16 protein-coding genes and 1 riboswitch are annotated in these 16,605 nt (G+C 37.2%); of the genes, 12 read left to right on the top strand and 4 right to left on the bottom strand.

Going from position 1 to position 16,605, the window contains the following annotated elements; all coding sequences use genetic code 11:
* Both AHA02nite_RS13750 and AHA02nite_RS13745 read right to left on the bottom strand, forming a co-directional pair.
* Window positions 1-387: a hotdog fold thioesterase gene (locus AHA02nite_RS13750; protein ID WP_146818280.1), complete on the bottom strand. Its 387-nt coding sequence runs from the start codon at window positions 385-387 to the stop codon at window positions 1-3.
* Window positions 388-436: 49 nt separating this feature from the next.
* Entirely contained in the window at window positions 437-1,378 is a 942-nt protein-coding gene (locus AHA02nite_RS13745) for a 1,4-dihydroxy-2-naphthoate polyprenyltransferase (protein ID WP_146818278.1), read from the bottom strand.
* A gap of 209 nt (window positions 1,379-1,587) precedes the next feature.
* Between AHA02nite_RS13745 and AHA02nite_RS13740 the strand changes: the two genes are divergently transcribed.
* The 9 genes from AHA02nite_RS13740 to ytkD all read left to right on the top strand — a co-directional run bounded on the left by AHA02nite_RS13740 (window position 1,588) and on the right by ytkD (window position 10,585).
* Window positions 1,588-2,991, top strand: a complete 1,404-nt coding sequence (locus tag AHA02nite_RS13740) for an isochorismate synthase (RefSeq protein WP_146818276.1) — start codon at window positions 1,588-1,590, stop codon at window positions 2,989-2,991.
* Window positions 2,978-4,711, top strand: a complete 1,734-nt coding sequence (menD, locus tag AHA02nite_RS13735; RefSeq protein ID WP_146818274.1) for a 2-succinyl-5-enolpyruvyl-6-hydroxy-3-cyclohexene-1-carboxylic-acid synthase — start codon at window positions 2,978-2,980, stop codon at window positions 4,709-4,711. The genes AHA02nite_RS13740 and menD overlap by 14 nt, the downstream gene beginning before the upstream one ends.
* A 1-nt stretch (window position 4,712) precedes the next feature.
* Complete coding sequence (gene menH / locus AHA02nite_RS13730) at window positions 4,713-5,507, top strand: 2-succinyl-6-hydroxy-2,4-cyclohexadiene-1-carboxylate synthase (RefSeq protein WP_170236112.1); 795 nt, start codon at window positions 4,713-4,715, stop codon at window positions 5,505-5,507.
* 19 nt (window positions 5,508-5,526) lie between these two features.
* Entirely contained in the window at window positions 5,527-6,345 is an 819-nt protein-coding gene (gene menB, locus AHA02nite_RS13725; protein ID WP_146818272.1) for a 1,4-dihydroxy-2-naphthoyl-CoA synthase, read from the top strand.
* 77 nt (window positions 6,346-6,422) lie between these two features.
* Window positions 6,423-7,889: an o-succinylbenzoate--CoA ligase gene (locus AHA02nite_RS13720; protein WP_146818270.1), complete on the top strand. Its 1,467-nt coding sequence runs from the start codon at window positions 6,423-6,425 to the stop codon at window positions 7,887-7,889.
* 4 nt (window positions 7,890-7,893) lie between these two features.
* A complete protein-coding gene (menC, locus tag AHA02nite_RS13715) occupies window positions 7,894-9,000 on the top strand; it encodes an o-succinylbenzoate synthase (protein WP_146818268.1) in 1,107 nt (368 codons plus the stop codon).
* Between the two features lie 49 nt (window positions 9,001-9,049).
* Window positions 9,050-9,391, top strand: coding sequence for a hydrolase (locus AHA02nite_RS13710; protein ID WP_146818266.1), 342 nt, complete (start codon window positions 9,050-9,052; stop codon window positions 9,389-9,391).
* A gap of 142 nt (window positions 9,392-9,533) precedes the next feature.
* Entirely contained in the window at window positions 9,534-10,091 is a 558-nt protein-coding gene (locus tag AHA02nite_RS13705; RefSeq protein ID WP_146818264.1) for a hypothetical protein, read from the top strand.
* Between the two features lie 29 nt (window positions 10,092-10,120).
* A complete protein-coding gene (gene ytkD, locus AHA02nite_RS13700; protein WP_146818262.1) occupies window positions 10,121-10,585 on the top strand; it encodes an RNA deprotection pyrophosphohydrolase in 465 nt (154 codons plus the stop codon).
* A 51-nt stretch (window positions 10,586-10,636) separates the two neighbouring features.
* Here the strand turns inward: ytkD and pckA are convergent, their stop codons facing one another.
* Window positions 10,637-12,229, bottom strand: coding sequence for a phosphoenolpyruvate carboxykinase (ATP) (gene pckA / locus AHA02nite_RS13695; RefSeq protein ID WP_146818260.1), 1,593 nt, complete (start codon window positions 12,227-12,229; stop codon window positions 10,637-10,639).
* A 229-nt stretch (window positions 12,230-12,458) separates the two neighbouring features.
* Window positions 12,459-12,564: riboswitch (SAM riboswitch) on the top strand.
* Window positions 12,565-12,733: 169 nt separating this feature from the next.
* Here pckA and metK point away from each other — a divergent pair.
* Window positions 12,734-13,927: a methionine adenosyltransferase gene (gene metK / locus AHA02nite_RS13690; protein WP_146818258.1), complete on the top strand. Its 1,194-nt coding sequence runs from the start codon at window positions 12,734-12,736 to the stop codon at window positions 13,925-13,927.
* Window positions 13,928-13,983: 56 nt separating this feature from the next.
* Here metK and AHA02nite_RS13685 read toward each other — a convergent pair whose 3' ends face one another.
* Window positions 13,984-14,508, bottom strand: a complete 525-nt coding sequence (locus AHA02nite_RS13685; protein WP_146818256.1) for a gamma carbonic anhydrase — start codon at window positions 14,506-14,508, stop codon at window positions 13,984-13,986.
* Window positions 14,509-14,588: 80 nt separating this feature from the next.
* Between AHA02nite_RS13685 and AHA02nite_RS13680 the strand changes: the two genes are divergently transcribed.
* Both AHA02nite_RS13680 and AHA02nite_RS13675 read left to right on the top strand, forming a co-directional pair.
* The gene (locus tag AHA02nite_RS13680; RefSeq protein WP_146818254.1) at window positions 14,589-15,386 is read left to right on the top strand and encodes an alpha/beta hydrolase; all 798 of its coding nucleotides are present in this window, start codon (window positions 14,589-14,591) and stop codon (window positions 15,384-15,386) included.
* A 7-nt stretch (window positions 15,387-15,393) separates the two neighbouring features.
* A complete protein-coding gene (locus AHA02nite_RS13675) occupies window positions 15,394-16,458 on the top strand; it encodes a tetraprenyl-beta-curcumene synthase family protein (protein WP_146818253.1) in 1,065 nt (354 codons plus the stop codon).
* Window positions 16,459-16,605: the final 147 nt, after the last annotated feature.

Here is a 16,605-nt window from a genome sequence, read left to right as displayed (position 1 = left end):
CTATTTTGTTCGTTCAACGACACCAATTGTACACCGTGAAGTGGAGATTAACTGTTCATTTTCATCGGTAATGTTAATTTCCCAAACCATCGTCATTTTACCGATATGGACAGGGTTTGCAGTTGCATATACGATCCCATCTCGTTTACTTTTGACGTGGTTCGCATTAATTTCAATGCCGAACACGTTATATTTCTCTGGGTCAACGTTAAGAAAAGCGCCTAAACTAGCTGCAGATTCAGCTAGTGCAACAGAAGCTCCACCGTGTAAGAATCCCATAGGTTGGTGTACAGTTTCATTAACAGGCATCGTTAAAACGACTTGTTCTTTCGTTTGTTCTTTTACTTCAATATTTAATGTACTGAAAAGAGTGTTATTTAGATCCATCATGATCCTCCTTTATAATTTGTACAACAAACAATGGAGATATTCTTTATTAAATAAACCAAGTAAATAAATGTTCTAGTAGGAAACTCAAACCGTATAAAAGACCGAACTGCGTATTCATTTGTGCTGTGAATTTCATGCCAGGCATCATTTCTAGAGGTGTGCTGTTTTGCCTAAACATCTTATAAGCATTAATGGCTTTCGTTGCACTTAACAGCGTGATCACTGCCCATATCGGAATTAAATCAATTATAATAAAAACCGCTGTTAGCACATAAGCACTAATGAAAAAGAAAGCTAAAACACGGATCGCATTGTCTCTTCCAACTAAAATAGCTAACGTTTTTCTCCCGCTTTCTTTGTCGTTATCTAAATCACGAATGTTGTTAGAAAGTAGAATTGCTCCAATTAAGATCGCTGGTGGGATTGATAATAAAATAATTCCAGTCGTAACGGCTTCAGTTTGGATATAATAACTAATACCGATAATCACTGTACCCATAAAAAAGCCTGCAAACAGTTCACCAAAAGGCGAATAAGCAATTGGGTATGGCCCGCCTGTATATAAATAACCGAATAACATAGAAATCAGTCCGATTACTGCAATCCAGAACGTTGTTTCAATACAAATATAAAAACCTAATAAGACAGCAACGCCATAGAATATAAAGGCAAGGTTACGGACTTGAATTGGTGGAATGCCATCTCTTACGATTGTTCCACCAATGCCGACTGAATCTTCGGTATCGAGACCTTTAACATAATCATAATACTCATTAAACATATTAGTAGCCGCTTGAATTAGCATAGAAGCAATTAACATCGCTAGAAACAAGCCGACATGAATGGATGTATACATACTAGCAGCTACAGTACCAATGAATACTGGGACAAAAGAAGCTGTTAGTGTGTGTGGCCTTAACATACGCCACCATACTTGAAAGCCCGGCTTTTCCCCTAGGGCTTCTTGAACTGATTGATCTTTACTCATTCTGTCATCCCTCTCTGTTTTAACGTAACTAAAATAAGTTTAGATAAAGGCCTGACTTGTGTCAATGAGAGTATTTTGTGTTATTCTTGTCGTTTCGTAAAAAAAGTCATAAAATGAAAGGTAGACATTTTATACAGGTGGCTGAAGACGTTTTTTTATTTCCTGCTTTATATAATAGTTAAAGACGTTTTCTCATTGGAGGATAAAGCATGCTTACAATAGAAAGACTTTCGATTAATGAAAAACTTAACGAAGCTTTAAGTCATATAGATGAACAAGGTCGATTTTTATCGCTTACAATTGACGTGCATTCGATTAACTCAATTGATTATTTTGCGAGCAGAACCGACTTGAAAGGTGAGCGCTTTTATTGGTCGAGTGCAAATGGTGAAATAACTTTTGTTGGTCTAGGTTATGCTAATCAGTTTTATTCAACTGACTCTGCTGAACGATACCAAACAATCGAACAAGCACTAGAGGATCAGAAGCAACAAATGGTTCACCTTCAAGACGAGCAAATTACGGGTACGGGGGCTGTATACTTTGGTGGTTTTTCATTCTTCAATGAACGACATCACTCAGAGTGGCATGACTTTCCAGTAAACCAGTTTGTACTTCCTAAGCGACTTCTTACGGTTAAAAATGATGAGCAGTATTTATCACTGAATTTATGGATAGAGCCATCTGATTCTTTAGATGATGTATCAACTATGATTCAAGCCGAGTTAGATCAAATAAATGCAGTTCAACCGATCGAAAAAAACACAATGAACTTTACACAAATTAATGATGAATTAACATATGACCAGTGGGAGTCTTTAATTAATAATGCGGTTGAAGAAATTACTGATGGCAAGCTTGATAAAGTAGTTTTAGCGCGTGAAGTGGAAGCACTCTTTGAAGAACAGATTCCAGTTGAACAAGTGTTAAACGCTCTGTTAGAACAACAAGAACGTAGTTACATTTTCGTTATGGAAAATAATAACCAAGCTTTTATTGGCGCAACACCCGAACGATTAGTGGAAGTTAATAGGGGTGAGCTTCAGTCAGCTTGTTTAGCTGGTACGACATCACGTGGACAAACAGTTGATGAAGATGAGTGGAAAGCTTTAGAACTGCTGAAAGATGATAAAAACTTAGAAGAACACCAATATGTCGTTAAGATGATTAAAGATTCTGTTTCACCTTTATGCGATACGCTGTCTATTCCAAGTCAACCGATGATCAGGAAGTTAAGCAAAATCCAACACCTATTTACACCAGTTTCAGGATCACTAAAAGAAAGTGTTACGATTTTTGACGCATTAAAAGCATTACATCCAACACCTGCCTTAGGTGGTGAACCGCGTCAAGAAGCAATGAACTTTATTCAACGGAATGAACCTTTGGAGCGTGGGTGGTATGCAGCACCAATCGGATGGATTGATGAAGAATTGAACGGTGAGTTTGCTGTTGCCATAAGGTCTGCATTATTAACAGGACATAAGGCACGACTATTTGCTGGATGTGGTATTGTTTCTGATTCAGATCCTAAAGCAGAGTATGACGAAACAAACTTAAAGTTTTCACCAATGTTAGGAGCTTTAGGGGGTTACATCGATGATCATGAATGAACAAACGTACTATTTATCTTATTTTATAGACGAACTTTTTCAAAATGGTATGGAAGACGTTGTAATTTCACCAGGGTCTAGGTCAACACCATTAGCGATGTTATTCTCAGAGCATCCTCACCTTAATGACTGGCTTCATTTTGATGAGCGCTCTGCTGCATTTTTTGCTTTAGGGATTGCGCAAACAAAGCAAAAGCCTGTTGCGTTAGTATGTACTTCAGGTACAGCGGCAGCCAACTATTACCCGGCAATAATTGAAGCTTACTACAGTCGTGTACCATTGATTATTTTAACAGCAGATCGTCCACATGAATTACGTGACAATGGTGCTCCACAAGCGATTGACCAAATTAAAATGTACGGTGATTATGTAAAACATTATCACGAAATGGCGTTGCCTGAAGCAACAGAACCTATGTTGATCTATAGCCGTAGACAAGCGAGTCGAGCCTTTACGATTTCAAACAGTCGAAACAAAGGTGTCGTACAATACAACTTTCCATTTAAAGATCCATTAGTTCCTAATTTACAATTAGAGGATCTATGGGGGCAGTTTAAGTCGCCATATTTAAAATCGTCAGGTGGGTTTGAGACGATTGATGACTTTGAAGCGGAAGATATTTTAAATGCTATCTCTAATTACAACCGTGGATTAATTGTTTGTGGCGAACTAACTCGTGAGGAAGAGATTACTTCAGTTTTAAAACTTGCAAAAGAATGGAAGATACCAGTTCTAGCTGACACGCTAAGTCAGTTAAGACAGTATGAAGAGACTCATGAGTATGTCATTTCTACATATGATGCATTGCTAAAGCATGATGATTTTCGTGAAAACTACCAACCAGAGTTCATCATCCGATTTGGCTCAATGCCAGTTTCTAAACCATATTTTCAGTGGCTCATAAGTCATGAACCTCACTTACACATCGTCGTTGATGAACAAGCGGGATACCGAGAACCTTCAAATGCCAAGACATGGATGGTATATAGTAGTGTTGATCATTTTATTGATCAATTGTTAAGCAGTAACAGCTCTTACGTTTGTGACTCAACATGGACTGGAGAATGGCAAGCCATTGATGAGGCAACGAAAGCGCTGTTAAGAGAAATAACTGAGCATGACTTAACTGAAGGGTCTGTTGTTTCAACTTTATCGGATCACCTACCCAATCGCCATACAGTATTTGTTGGTAGTAGTATGCCGATCCGAGATATGGACACTTTTTTCCTACCGGCTCAAAAACATGTAATTGTTAGAGCAAATAGAGGGGCAAACGGTATTGATGGCGTTGTTTCATCAGCTTTTGGAGCTGCAGCAACAGGAGAAGAGGTGACATTATTAATTGGCGACTTATCTTTTTTACATGATTATACGTCATTGTTGCTCGGCATAAAAAATGGACTGAAATTACGAATTGTCGTCATTAATAATAATGGTGGTGGAATCTTTTCATTTCTTCCACAATATGAACATAAACAACATTTTGAGAAATTGTTTGGCACACCGTTTAATCCGCCAATTAAAGAAATGGTGGAGTCACTCAACGTTCGTTATCATCTCGCCCAGTCCAATGAACAATTAGCTAACTTAGTGCGTGAGCCTGTTACTGGAATTGAAGTAATTGAAGTCCAAACAGATCGTGACGAGAACTTTAAATGGCATCAAGATATTAGAGGACATGTCCGTCAGATTATTAATAATTATAAAGGTGAACGTTAATATGCATTATACGATTAATGACAATACGTATTATGTAAAGACGATTGGCGAAGGTGAACCTTTAGTGTTATTACACGGATTTACTGGATCCTCAACGACATGGCGTGATGTCGTTGAATATTTAGGAGAATACAAACTTGTACTAGTCGACTTACCTGGACATGGGCAAACAGAGGTCAGCCGATTAACAGATATGAGACAAGCTTGTGTTGAACTAAACCAACTTTTCCTTAAAATGGGTCTTACTCATTTTAGTTTGTTAGGTTATTCAATGGGAGGGCGTACGGCGTTAGTTTATACAACAATGTTCCCTGAAACAGTAAATCGATTGATCTTAGTCGGTTCTTCACCAGGTTTACAAAAAGAAGCTCGTACTCAACGACAAGAGCAAGACGAAAAGTTGGCTAAGTATATATTAGAATCAGGAATAGAGTCATTTGTCGATTATTGGGAATCGATTCCGTTATTTAATACACAACTTACACTTTCATTACAAAAACGAAATGAAATAAGACAAGAGCGATTATCACATCACGCTGAAGGCTTGGCGCTGTCTTTAAGGACGATGGGAACAGGCAGCCAACCTAACCTTTGGCCTGATTTAGTGAAAATAAATCAACCTGTTTTACTAATTGTAGGTGAATTCGACGAAAAATTTGTTAAAATAAATGAAGAAATGGTGAAAAGCTTACCAAATGCTAAAATGGATATAGTGGATGAAACTGGACATGCTGTTCATGTAGAAAGTCCGCGAATTTTTGGTAAAATAGTAAGTAGGTTTTTTAACCATACATAACTTTGAAGGGGGTAAAACAATGGCAATCGAGTGGGTAGCTGAAAGAGAATATGAAGAAATTAAGTACGAAACGCATAATGGTATTGCCAAAATTACTATTAATCGTCCGGAAAAGCGTAATGCTTTTACGCCTTTAACGGTACAAGAATTAATCGATGCTTTTGCATATGCACGTGATGACTCCAAAATTGGAGTAATCGTTTTAGCTGGTGAAGGGGACAAAGCATTTTGTTCAGGTGGAGACCAGTCAGTACGTGGACATGGTGGCTATGTAGGAACTGACCATATACCACGTCTTAACGTATTAGACTTACAACGTTTAATCCGTACAACTCCTAAACCAGTAGTCGCTATGGTGTCAGGTTATGCAATTGGTGGTGGACACGTACTACACGTTGTATGTGACTTAACCATTGCAGGTGACAATGCAATCTTTGGCCAAACAGGTCCTAAAGTAGGTAGCTTTGACGCTGGATACGGTGCTGGATATTTAGCGCGTATTGTTGGTCATAAGAAAGCACGTGAAATTTGGTACTTATGCCGTCAATACAATGCTGATGAAGCAAAAGAAATGGGACTTGTTAACACAGTCGTTCCAGTTGATCAGTTAGAAGAAGAAACTGTTCAATGGTGTAACGAAATGTTAGAAAAATCACCAACAGCACTACGTTTCTTAAAAGCTTCGTTCAACGCGGATACTGATGGTTTAGCTGGTCTACAACAAATGGGTGGCGACGCAACATTGCTTTATTACACAACAGATGAAGCAAAAGAAGGTCGCGATGCATTTAAAGAAAAGCGCAAACCAGACTTTGATCAATTCCCACGTTTCCCATAAAAATATTTTAATCGCACCAAGCTTTGGTGCGATTTTTCCATACATATAAAGTTAGACTTGAAAGGAACGTCAGTAATATGGCAGAGATGTTAAATTGGCTAACTAAAAGAGCGGAATTATCTCCCAATAAACAAGCCGTTGTTTTTAAAGACGGTACAGCTTATACATTTTCAGATTTGAAAAATAACGCAAAAAGTGTAGCAAGCTACTTAACTCATATAGGAGTCAAACAAGGCGATCACGTTGCAGTACTATCTAAAAACAGCTATGATTTTCTAGTTACCATCCATGCTTTGAATTATATTGGTGTAACGAGCTTTTTAATTAATACACGTTTAACCGCACAAGAAATCAATTATCAATTAGAAGATGGTCAAGTTCGATACTTGCTATATGATGACGGTTTGTCAGAACTAGCCGAGCAAGCCTCAACACAAGTTGTTAAAACAGTGAGTATGCAACAATGTCCAAAAAATAGTCAGTCTAGCGACACAATTTCCAATGAATTTAACTTGAAATCAACATCACATATTTTATATACGTCAGGGACGACAGGAAATCCTAAAGGTGTGCAATTAACTTATGAAAACCATTGGTGGAGTGCGACAGCTTCAGCACTGAACTTAGGGTTACATGATTATGATCGTTGGTTATTAAGCTTACCGATGTTTCACGTTGGAGGTCTATCAATCGTTTATCGTAGTGTAATCTACGGTATTCCGATACACCTTCATGATACGTTTGATGTAGAAGCGGTTCACGAAGATTTGATGAAAAATGGTGTAACGATTGTATCAGTCGTTAGTGTTATGTTGGAGCAATTATTGGATCGTTTAGGTGATGATTATTATCCAGAGCAGTTTCGATGTATGTTATTAGGTGGAGGACCAGCTCCTAAAGGTCTATTACAGCAAGCAAAAGAACAACATGTCCCTGTTTTTCAAACATATGGTATGACTGAAACGGCTTCACAATTTTGTACGTTAGATGATGAAAATGCTTTAACAAAGCTAGGCTCAGCTGGGAAGCCACTTTTTCCGAATCAATTAAAGATTATTCAAAATGAACAAGAACAGCCTATCAACGAGGTAGGAGAAATTGTCGTTAAAGGGCCTACTGTAACTCAAGGTTACTATAACCGAGATGAAGCTAACCGCGAAACGATTCATAATGGCTGGTTGAAAACGGGTGATCTCGGCTATTTTGATGCAGAGGGTTTTCTATACGTTGTAGACCGCCGTAAAGATTTGATTATTTCTGGTGGTGAAAATGTATATCCAGCTGAAATAGAAAGTGTATTAAAAATGCATCCTAAAGTGAAAGATGCTGGTGTCGTCGGACAAGAAGATGACCGATGGGGACAAGTGCCTGCAGCATTTATCGTCTTTGAGGAAGCGATTGATTTTGCTGAACTCGAGCAGTTTTGTATAGAGCATTTAGCGAAATATAAATGTCCAAAAAAGTGGATGTCAATTGATGAATTACCACGCAATGCTTCTAAAAAGTTGTTACGTCATCAATTACAAAAGCAGTTAAAGGAGTGAGAGGATGGACTTAAAGGAAGTCATCGTGAGACAAGTCGGAATGAAATTAAAAAAACCTTTTCAAACGGTTAATGGCTTAGTAGTTATGCGTGATACACTTATTATAGAAGCACATGATCAAAATGGTCATGTAGGCTATGGTGAGTGTGTTGCTTTTGCAGACCCTTTCTATACACCAGAGACGACAACGACAGCTTGGGATATGTTGAGGTATTTTTTATTACCGGTTTTGAAGAAAAGCAAAATAGAACACCCTAACCAAGTTCATGAAACATTGAGTGGTGTTCAAGGTCATCAAATGGCTAAAGCTGGAATTGAAACAGCGTTATGGGATCTATATGCTAAACAACAAAAGAAAAGTTTGAAAGAATTAATCGGCGGTCAGTACGATGAAGTTGCAAGTGGAGTCGTTCTTTCACTGACAGATGATTTAAAAGAACAAGCGAAGGAATTTACTAAAAAAGGCTACAAACGCTTCAAGTTAAAAGTGCAAAAAGGCAAAGAACGAGAAACGATTGAAAAAGCGAAACAATATATCGGTGATGTGCCGATTATGTTTGATGGTAATGGTGGGTACAGTCCTGAAGATATGTTGCATTTAAAAAACTTAGATGATTTAAACTTACATATGATTGAACAACCATTTAGACAAGATGATTTTTATTACCATCACCAATTAAAAAAAGAGTTGAATACGTTAATTTGTCTCGATGAAACCGTTAAATCTGAACATGATGCTTTTCAAGCTATAGAACTAGATGCAGCCGGTTGTATTAATGTGAAGTTAGGACGAGTAGGTGGTTATCAAGTCGCTTTGAACATCCATAATTATGCTAAAGTAGCAGACATGCCATTATGGTGTGGTGGTATGTTAGAAACAGGAATAGGGCGAGCTCACAACATCATATTAGCTTCACTAGAACAGTTTAAATTACCTGGTGATTTATCTGAGTCTCAACGTTATTGGGAAGAAGATATTATTGAGAAGCCATTTAAAGTTAAGGACGGTAAAGTTAAAGTACCTACGAAACCGGGTATTGGTGTAAAGGTGCATGAAAAAAGATTAAATGAGCGTACTGTTCGTCAGTTTGAATTTGAAATGACAAGTTAATGCATAATTCAAAACGACCTATGGCACATTAAGTGTAGAGGTGGGACGAATGGATAATGAAAAAAGAAAATTTTATGTAAGCATTGAATCAGGTGAGATCTCGGAATATAAAGCCGGAAATAATGATGATTTTATCATTTATGGAGATCCTGAAGAAATTATTGCACTAAGAGAGCTTTTCGATGATTTAAAAGGTGCAGAAGGTGCTACGGGCTTTCGTGCTACGATCCCTTTTAAAGAATATCACAATGATGATGAAAATGATTCATATGATTATCATTTTATGAAATGTTACAAAATGATACACAATTTAGGAGATGAAGCAACGAAACAACATATAGAAACAATGCCGTTCTACAATCAATTTGATAAAATTTCAGATGAACAATAACCTTGGTCCATTTCTGGATCAAGGTTTTTTTGCCTCTTATAAATTCTATTATTTTAATGTTTAAGTAAGGTCTAATAGAGGAATAGTAGTCATATAGATACTAAATAAGACTGCTAGATTTAAATTACGAGAGGTGGAAATGATGAAACAATTAATGTTTTTATCAATTATTGCATTACTAGTTATAACTATACCGTTTTCATATAATCAATTAAATGCCGAACACGGGTCATTAGTTGTTTCTGATCAACATGGCCACTTTGATTTAACCGAAAATAAAAGCCAAATGAGTGTAACTGCTGAAACGGAGCATGAATTGACTCATGAAGACATCGTTTCAGTCATGGATCAATTTATGGATCAGTTAGTTCAAGATACAGCAGAAGACTATCGTGTATTAAATTATGACACAATGGAACAATTGAAAGAGAGCTTTTCAAATTTTGCCTCAAGTGATGTAACTAATCAGTTCGTCGATTATTATTATGAAGAACAAAATGATGGTCTATATATTATTCCAACTGCAACACCACCATGGTTTATAGATGGTGTAGATTATGAAAAGGTAGAAGTTGAACCAGGACACTATTTAATCAAGCAAAATAATGAAACAGAATTCGATGGCGAATATACAATTGTTATTGAACTACAATTGAAGGATGGAGGGCAACCGTATATAATGGATATACAATACGAATAGACAAAAATATAATAAAGGAACGTGTTCTAGTGGAAGTATTTAAGGACTACTACCGAAATACAGTAAAATTCGTGAAAAATGAGATGTACTTTTCAAATCAACCTAAACATGTCTGGGTTATTACTAAACATAAAGGTCAATGGCTGTTAACGAAGCATAAAAACAGAGGGATTGAGTTTCCTGGTGGAAAAGTAGAGCAAGGCGAAAGTGCTGATCAAGCTGCTAGACGAGAAGTGTACGAAGAAACTGGTGGCATTGTGAAGGAGTTACATTTCGTAGGACAATACTATGTTGATGGTAAAGGTGGAGACATTGTTAAAAACGTATACTTTGCGCAAGTTGATGAGCTTGAAGAACGTCCCCATTATTACGAAACAGAAGGGCCTATGCTGTTAGACGACATACCGAAAAATGTCAAAAAGGACAATCGGTTTAGTTTTATGATGAAAGACGAAGTGTTACAAATAGCAATTAAAGAAGTTAAACGTTTATAATAACGAAAAATAAAACCGTCTCGTGATGATCACGAGACGGTTTGTTTATGATTAACTTTTATAAGTGGGGCCTGCTTGGCTAATGTCTGTTGGAACGTAATCGAACTTACTGAAGTTGTTGTGGAACTTACGCGCTAATTCTTTTGCTTTTTCATCATAAGCATTAGCATCGCTCCAAGTTTTCTTAGGACTTAACACATCACTTGGTACTCCCGGGCAAGTCGTTGGCATATGAAGACCGAAAATTTCATCTTGGTTATAGTCGACATTATTTAATTCACCTTCTAAAGCAGCGTGAACCATAGACCTTGTATGACTTAGCTTCATTCGAGATCCTTCACCATAACTTCCACCAGTCCAACCTGTGTTGACTAAAAATACTTGAACATCATGTTGATCAATTTTCTCACCTAACATTTTAGCATACGTTGCAGCTGGTAAAGGTAAGAATGGTGAACCAAAGCATGCCGAAAATGTTGCTTCTGGCTCTGTTACGCCACGCTCAGTACCAGCTAACTTACTTGTGTAACCACTTAAGAAATGATACATTGCTTGTTCTTTTGTTAATTTACTAATTGGAGGTAATACTCCAAAAGCATCTGCTGTTAAAAAGATAATAGTATTTGGATGGCCTGCTATGCTTGGTTTTATTATATTATCAATATGTTCAATTGCATAAGCAGCTCTCGTGTTCTCTGTTAAGCTCGTATCATCGTAATCTGGAAGTCTCGAATCTTCATCAACTACAACATTCTCTAATACTGATCCAAAACGGATTGCGTTATAAATTTGTGGTTCTTTTTCTTCTGATAAATTAACACATTTTGCGTAGCAACCACCTTCGATATTAAAGACACCATTTTGTGACCAACCGTGCTCATCATCACCGATCAAGCGACGATTTTCATCAGCAGATAACGTTGTTTTGCCAGTGCCTGATAAACCGAAGAATAAAGCAACGTCACCTTCTTCACCAACGTTAGCTGAACAGTGCATTGATAGAACATCACTTTTCTGTGGAAGCATATAGTTCATAACAGAGAAAATCGACTTTTTAATTTCACCAGCATATTCTGTACCGCCAATTAACACAATACGGTGTTTAAATGATACAATGATAAAAGTTTCTGAATTTGTGCCATCTACTTCAGGGTCTGCTTTGAAGTGAGGGGCAGAAATAACAGTGAAATCTGTATTATGGTTTTTAAGCTCTTCATCTGTTGGGCGAATAAACAGTTGATTAGCAAATAGGTTATGCCATGCAAATTGTGTAACGACTTTAATTGATAAACGGTGTTTTTCATCAGCACCAGCAAATCCACGGAAGGAATATAATTCGTCTTGTTCAGATAAGTAGTCCGTTACTTTTTGAAGTAAGTTATTAAACTTATCTTCGCTAATAGGTTGGTTTACTTCTCCCCATTCAACATGGTCTTTCGTTTCTTCATCTTCAACGATGAATTTATCTTTAGGGGAACGACCGGTATATAACCCTGTTGTCGCTCTAACTGCACCTGTTGATGTTAGAATTCCTTCTTCTCTAGATAAGATCTTCTCGACGAGTTCAGCAATAGATAAGTTCTGTTGCAACGCGTCATCGTTAGCTAATTTGGAGACAAGTGTGTCCGCATTTATTGTCTTCATATTTAGATCACCCTTTACATTTGTATGTATAAATATTCTTTTTTTATAAACTTCGTTAATAGTATAACACATTTACATAAATAAACCACACTATTAATGAAATTTTCACAAATTCTAATAAAAATGGGTGTTTACCTATTTAATCTTATAGTGTTTAAATAATTGGAAAAAATAGTCGTTAGTTGACACGATTTGCGCTTCACGTTATTATAATGCAGAAACGGTATTTCTCTTATCCAGAGTAGTGGAGGGAACAGGCCCTATGAAGCTCGGCAACCATCATTTTATGTGACAGGTGCTTACCCTGATGCAAGGTACTCCTTGGACGATAAGAGTGAAAGGCAGCGATCACCTTTCCCTTGTCAAAGCAGGGGAAAGGTTTTTTATTGCATGTGAAGTTAATGTAAGTCAGTTAAAATACGTTTATAAAATATAAAGTTAGTGAACGCTTTTCACTAGGGTATGAGATCCGTTCAATTAATTATTTGGGGAGGATATTTGTTTATGACGAATCAACGTCGGTTGTTTACTTCTGAATCAGTAACAGAAGGACATCCAGATAAAATTTGTGACCAAATCTCTGATGCTATTTTAGATGAAATTTTAACGCGTGATCCGAATGCTCGTGTAGCATGTGAGACGACTATAACGACTGGTTTAGTACTCGTATCAGGTGAAATCTCGACTTCAACTTATGTTGATATCCCAACGATTATTCGTGATACTGTAAAAGAGATTGGCTATACGCGTGCTAAGTTCGGCTTCGATTATGAGACGTGTGCTGTTTTAACATCAATAGATGAACAATCACCTGACATTGCTCAAGGTGTAAATGAAGCCTTTGAAAAGCGTGAAGGACAAATGTCAGATGATGAGATTGAAGCGATTGGTGCTGGTGACCAAGGCTTAATGTTTGGTTATGCGAGTAATGAGACTGAAGAATTAATGCCTCTTCCAATATCTTTATCACATAAATTGTCTAAACGTTTAGCTGATGTTCGTAAGACAGAAATGGTACCTTACTTACGTCCAGATGGTAAGACTCAAGTAACTGTTGAGTATGACGATGAAGGTCAACCAGAGCGAGTAGATACGATCGTTATTTCAACACAACATCATCCTGAGATTGATTTAGAACAAATTAAATCAGACTTAATGAAACACGTCATTCGTCCGGTTGTACCTGAAGAGTTAATCGATGAAAAGACCAAATTCTTTATTAATCCTACAGGCCGCTTTGTAATCGGTGGCCCACAAGGTGATGCCGGCTTAACAGGTCGTAAAATTATTGTAGACACGTATGGTGGTTATGCTCGTCACGGTGGTGGCGCCTTTAGTGGTAAAGACGCGACAAAAGTTGACCGCTCAGCTGCATATGCAGCAAGGTATGTTGCTAAAAATATTGTCGCAGCAGGGTTAGCTGACCAATGTGAAGTGCAGTTAGCATATGCGATTGGTGTTGCTCAACCAGTATCAATTTCAGTTAATACATTTGGTACAGGTGTAGTTTCAGAAGAGCGTTTAGTTGAGGCTGTTCGTGAAACGTTTGATTTACGTCCAGCTGGAATTATTAAAATGCTAGACTTAAGACGCCCAATTTATAAGAAAACAGCTGCATACGGTCACTTCGGTCGTTCGGATGAAGAGTTTACTTGGGAAAGAACGGACCGTGTTGAACAATTAAAACAGAAAATATAAATTAAGTAATTTAATAAAAGCTATGAGCGTTAATTAGACACTCATAGCTTTTTAGTTTATTTATTGCGATTTTGTTGTTCTTCTTTGTAAACTTGTCCCTTATCGATATAAGTTTGACGAATTCGGTTCATTTCCTTAAGGTCATCTTCAGTGATGTCCCGGACGACTTTAGCTGGTCTACCGAAAGCTAAAGTATTAGCGGGGATCTTCTTTCCAGGTGGTACTAGACTACCTGCTCCAATAAAGGCATTTTCGCCAATCTCAGCTCCATCAAGAACGGTTGCTCCCATGCCAATTAATGCATTCTCTCTTAAAATACATGAATGTAACATCACTTGGTGTCCAACTGTTACACCATCTTCTATTATTAATGGTTGGTTCGGGCTTTGGTGTAACAAGCTTTGGTCTTGGATGTTTACATTATTACCTATTTTAGTCGGTGAAACATCACCTCTTATTACAGTCTTAAACCAAATGCTACTATGTGCTCCAATCGTCACATCACCTGTAATGACGACGTCTTCAGATATGTAAGCAGAAGGATCAATTGTTGGATATTGTCCTTTGTATGGTAATATCATTTTTAACCTCCTAAATGAATAATATGGTAAGATAATTATAACAAAATTTATGCACGTTTTGTTACGGGAGGGGAAAGTGGATGTTAGTTCGTGAAAGTGAAAACCCTAAAGCGGTCATTGTGTTAATTCATGGAGCTTTTGAACATTCAGGACGTTATGAGTGGTTAGTTAATCAATTAAATCATAATGGCTATCATGTTGTTTATGGTGATTTACCAGGACAAGGTACGAATAAAGGTAAAAAAGGTTTTATCAAATCATTCGATGATTATATTGTCACGGCCGAAAAATGGATTAATCACGCGTTAACTTATGAATTGCCAGTGTTTATGCTAGGTCATAGCATGGGTGGTTTAACGACCATTCGCGCGCTTCAAGAAAAACAATATCCAATTAAAGGGGTTATACTATCTTCTCCAGCATTAGGCATTCATAACGTACCAGAGAAGCCGCTTTATCTCATTTCAAAAATGCTAAATTATATATTACCGACTATTTTATTTAAGACGAACATCCACTCAGAAATGGCAACACGCAATGACGCATTTTATGCTAGGGATTTATCAGATCCACTTTATTTACGCAAAGTTTCGGTAAGGTGGTATCACGAGTTTGAGAATGCTATTAATGAGGCATTTGACAAAATAAACGACTACCCAGAAGTCCCGACATTAATTTTACAAGCAGGTGAAGACTTATTAGTACCTGTAGAAAATGTGGAGTCATGGTATGAAAAGTTAAGCATTCAAGATAAAGAGATCAAGATTTGGGAAAACTTATATCATGAAGTATTTAATGAACCCGAACGTGACGAAGTGTTAAGTCAAGCTTTACACTTTTTAAATACTCATTTAGTTGAAGAAAAGCAGGAGGGCTAATGCTTTTATGAAGATTCCAAACTCTCTATCTCAAGTTTTAACGACTTGTTATAAAGATCTATTTCCACAAGTTAACGAAAAACTCGAGCAATTGAAAGAACAAGCTAATCGCATTCCTAATGAAGAGTTAAGAACGCAGGCTTTAGCAAGTATTGAATCAAAAACTTTTCATTGTGAAGGTGGCTCAATTTATGCCACTTTAGCGCGCGATCATTGGAAAAAAGCGATTGAGTTTATTGTAGCCTATCAAACAATTAGCGATTACCTTGATAACTTGTGTGATCGAAGTAAGTCACTAGACCCTGAGGATTTTAGACAGTTACACGAAGCACAGTTGGATGCGATTCGAATAAATCCAGATTTAGATGGGGTAAATTATTATCAACTTCGTGAAGACCAAGATGATGCCGGTTATTTATTACAGTTAGTCGAAGAGTGCCAGCGAATTATTAAGCAAATACCTCAGTATGATTTGATCCAACCGTATATTGAGCGGTTAGCTTCATTATATGTCGACTTACAAGTTCATAAGCATGTCGTTGACCATGAACGTGTCCCGCGATTAACGACTTGGTTTGAACAGGAAAATGACGACGATGATTTATATTGGTTCGAATTTTCAGCAGCAACAGGCTCTACTTTAGGTATTTTTTGCTTAATTTCTTATGGACTAGCTAATGAACGACATGGCCGTATAATGCTAGAATCCTTCTTCCCGTCATTACAAGGCTTACATATATTATTAGACTATTTTATAGACCAACATGAAGATAAAGTTGAAGGGGATTTAAACTTCGTTAATTATTATGAAGATGAATCAGAAAAGGTAGCTAGAATCGGACATATGATTAAACGAGCAAGAAATGAGTTAAGTGATATCCCAGATCAACAATTTCATCAGTTAATTATTGATGGGTTAGTCGGGTTATATTTGTCAGACCCTAAAGTAAAAGAGATTAATGGCGCTGGTGAAGCTGTTAAACAACTGTTACAAGATGCTGGTTGGCGAGCTAAGATTGTGTATTGGAACGGGAAAGCTTATCGCAAGTTAAAAGGAAGAAAGTCAGCTTAATATATTGAGCACGGAAAAACCCGCTAGGATTTAGTGAAGCTAAATCTAGCGGGTTTTTATCAGCGCTCAGGAATTTTTATCAGCGCTCAGGAATTTTTATCAGCGCTCAGGAATTTTTATCAGCGCTCAGGAATTTTTATCAGCGCT

Source organism: Alkalibacillus haloalkaliphilus, from assembly GCF_007991275.1.
GTDB lineage: Bacteria > Bacillota > Bacilli > Bacillales > Alkalibacillaceae > Alkalibacillus > Alkalibacillus haloalkaliphilus.
The sequence above is the reverse complement of the archived record's forward strand: the minus strand, read 5'-3'. Positions and strand labels throughout refer to the sequence as shown.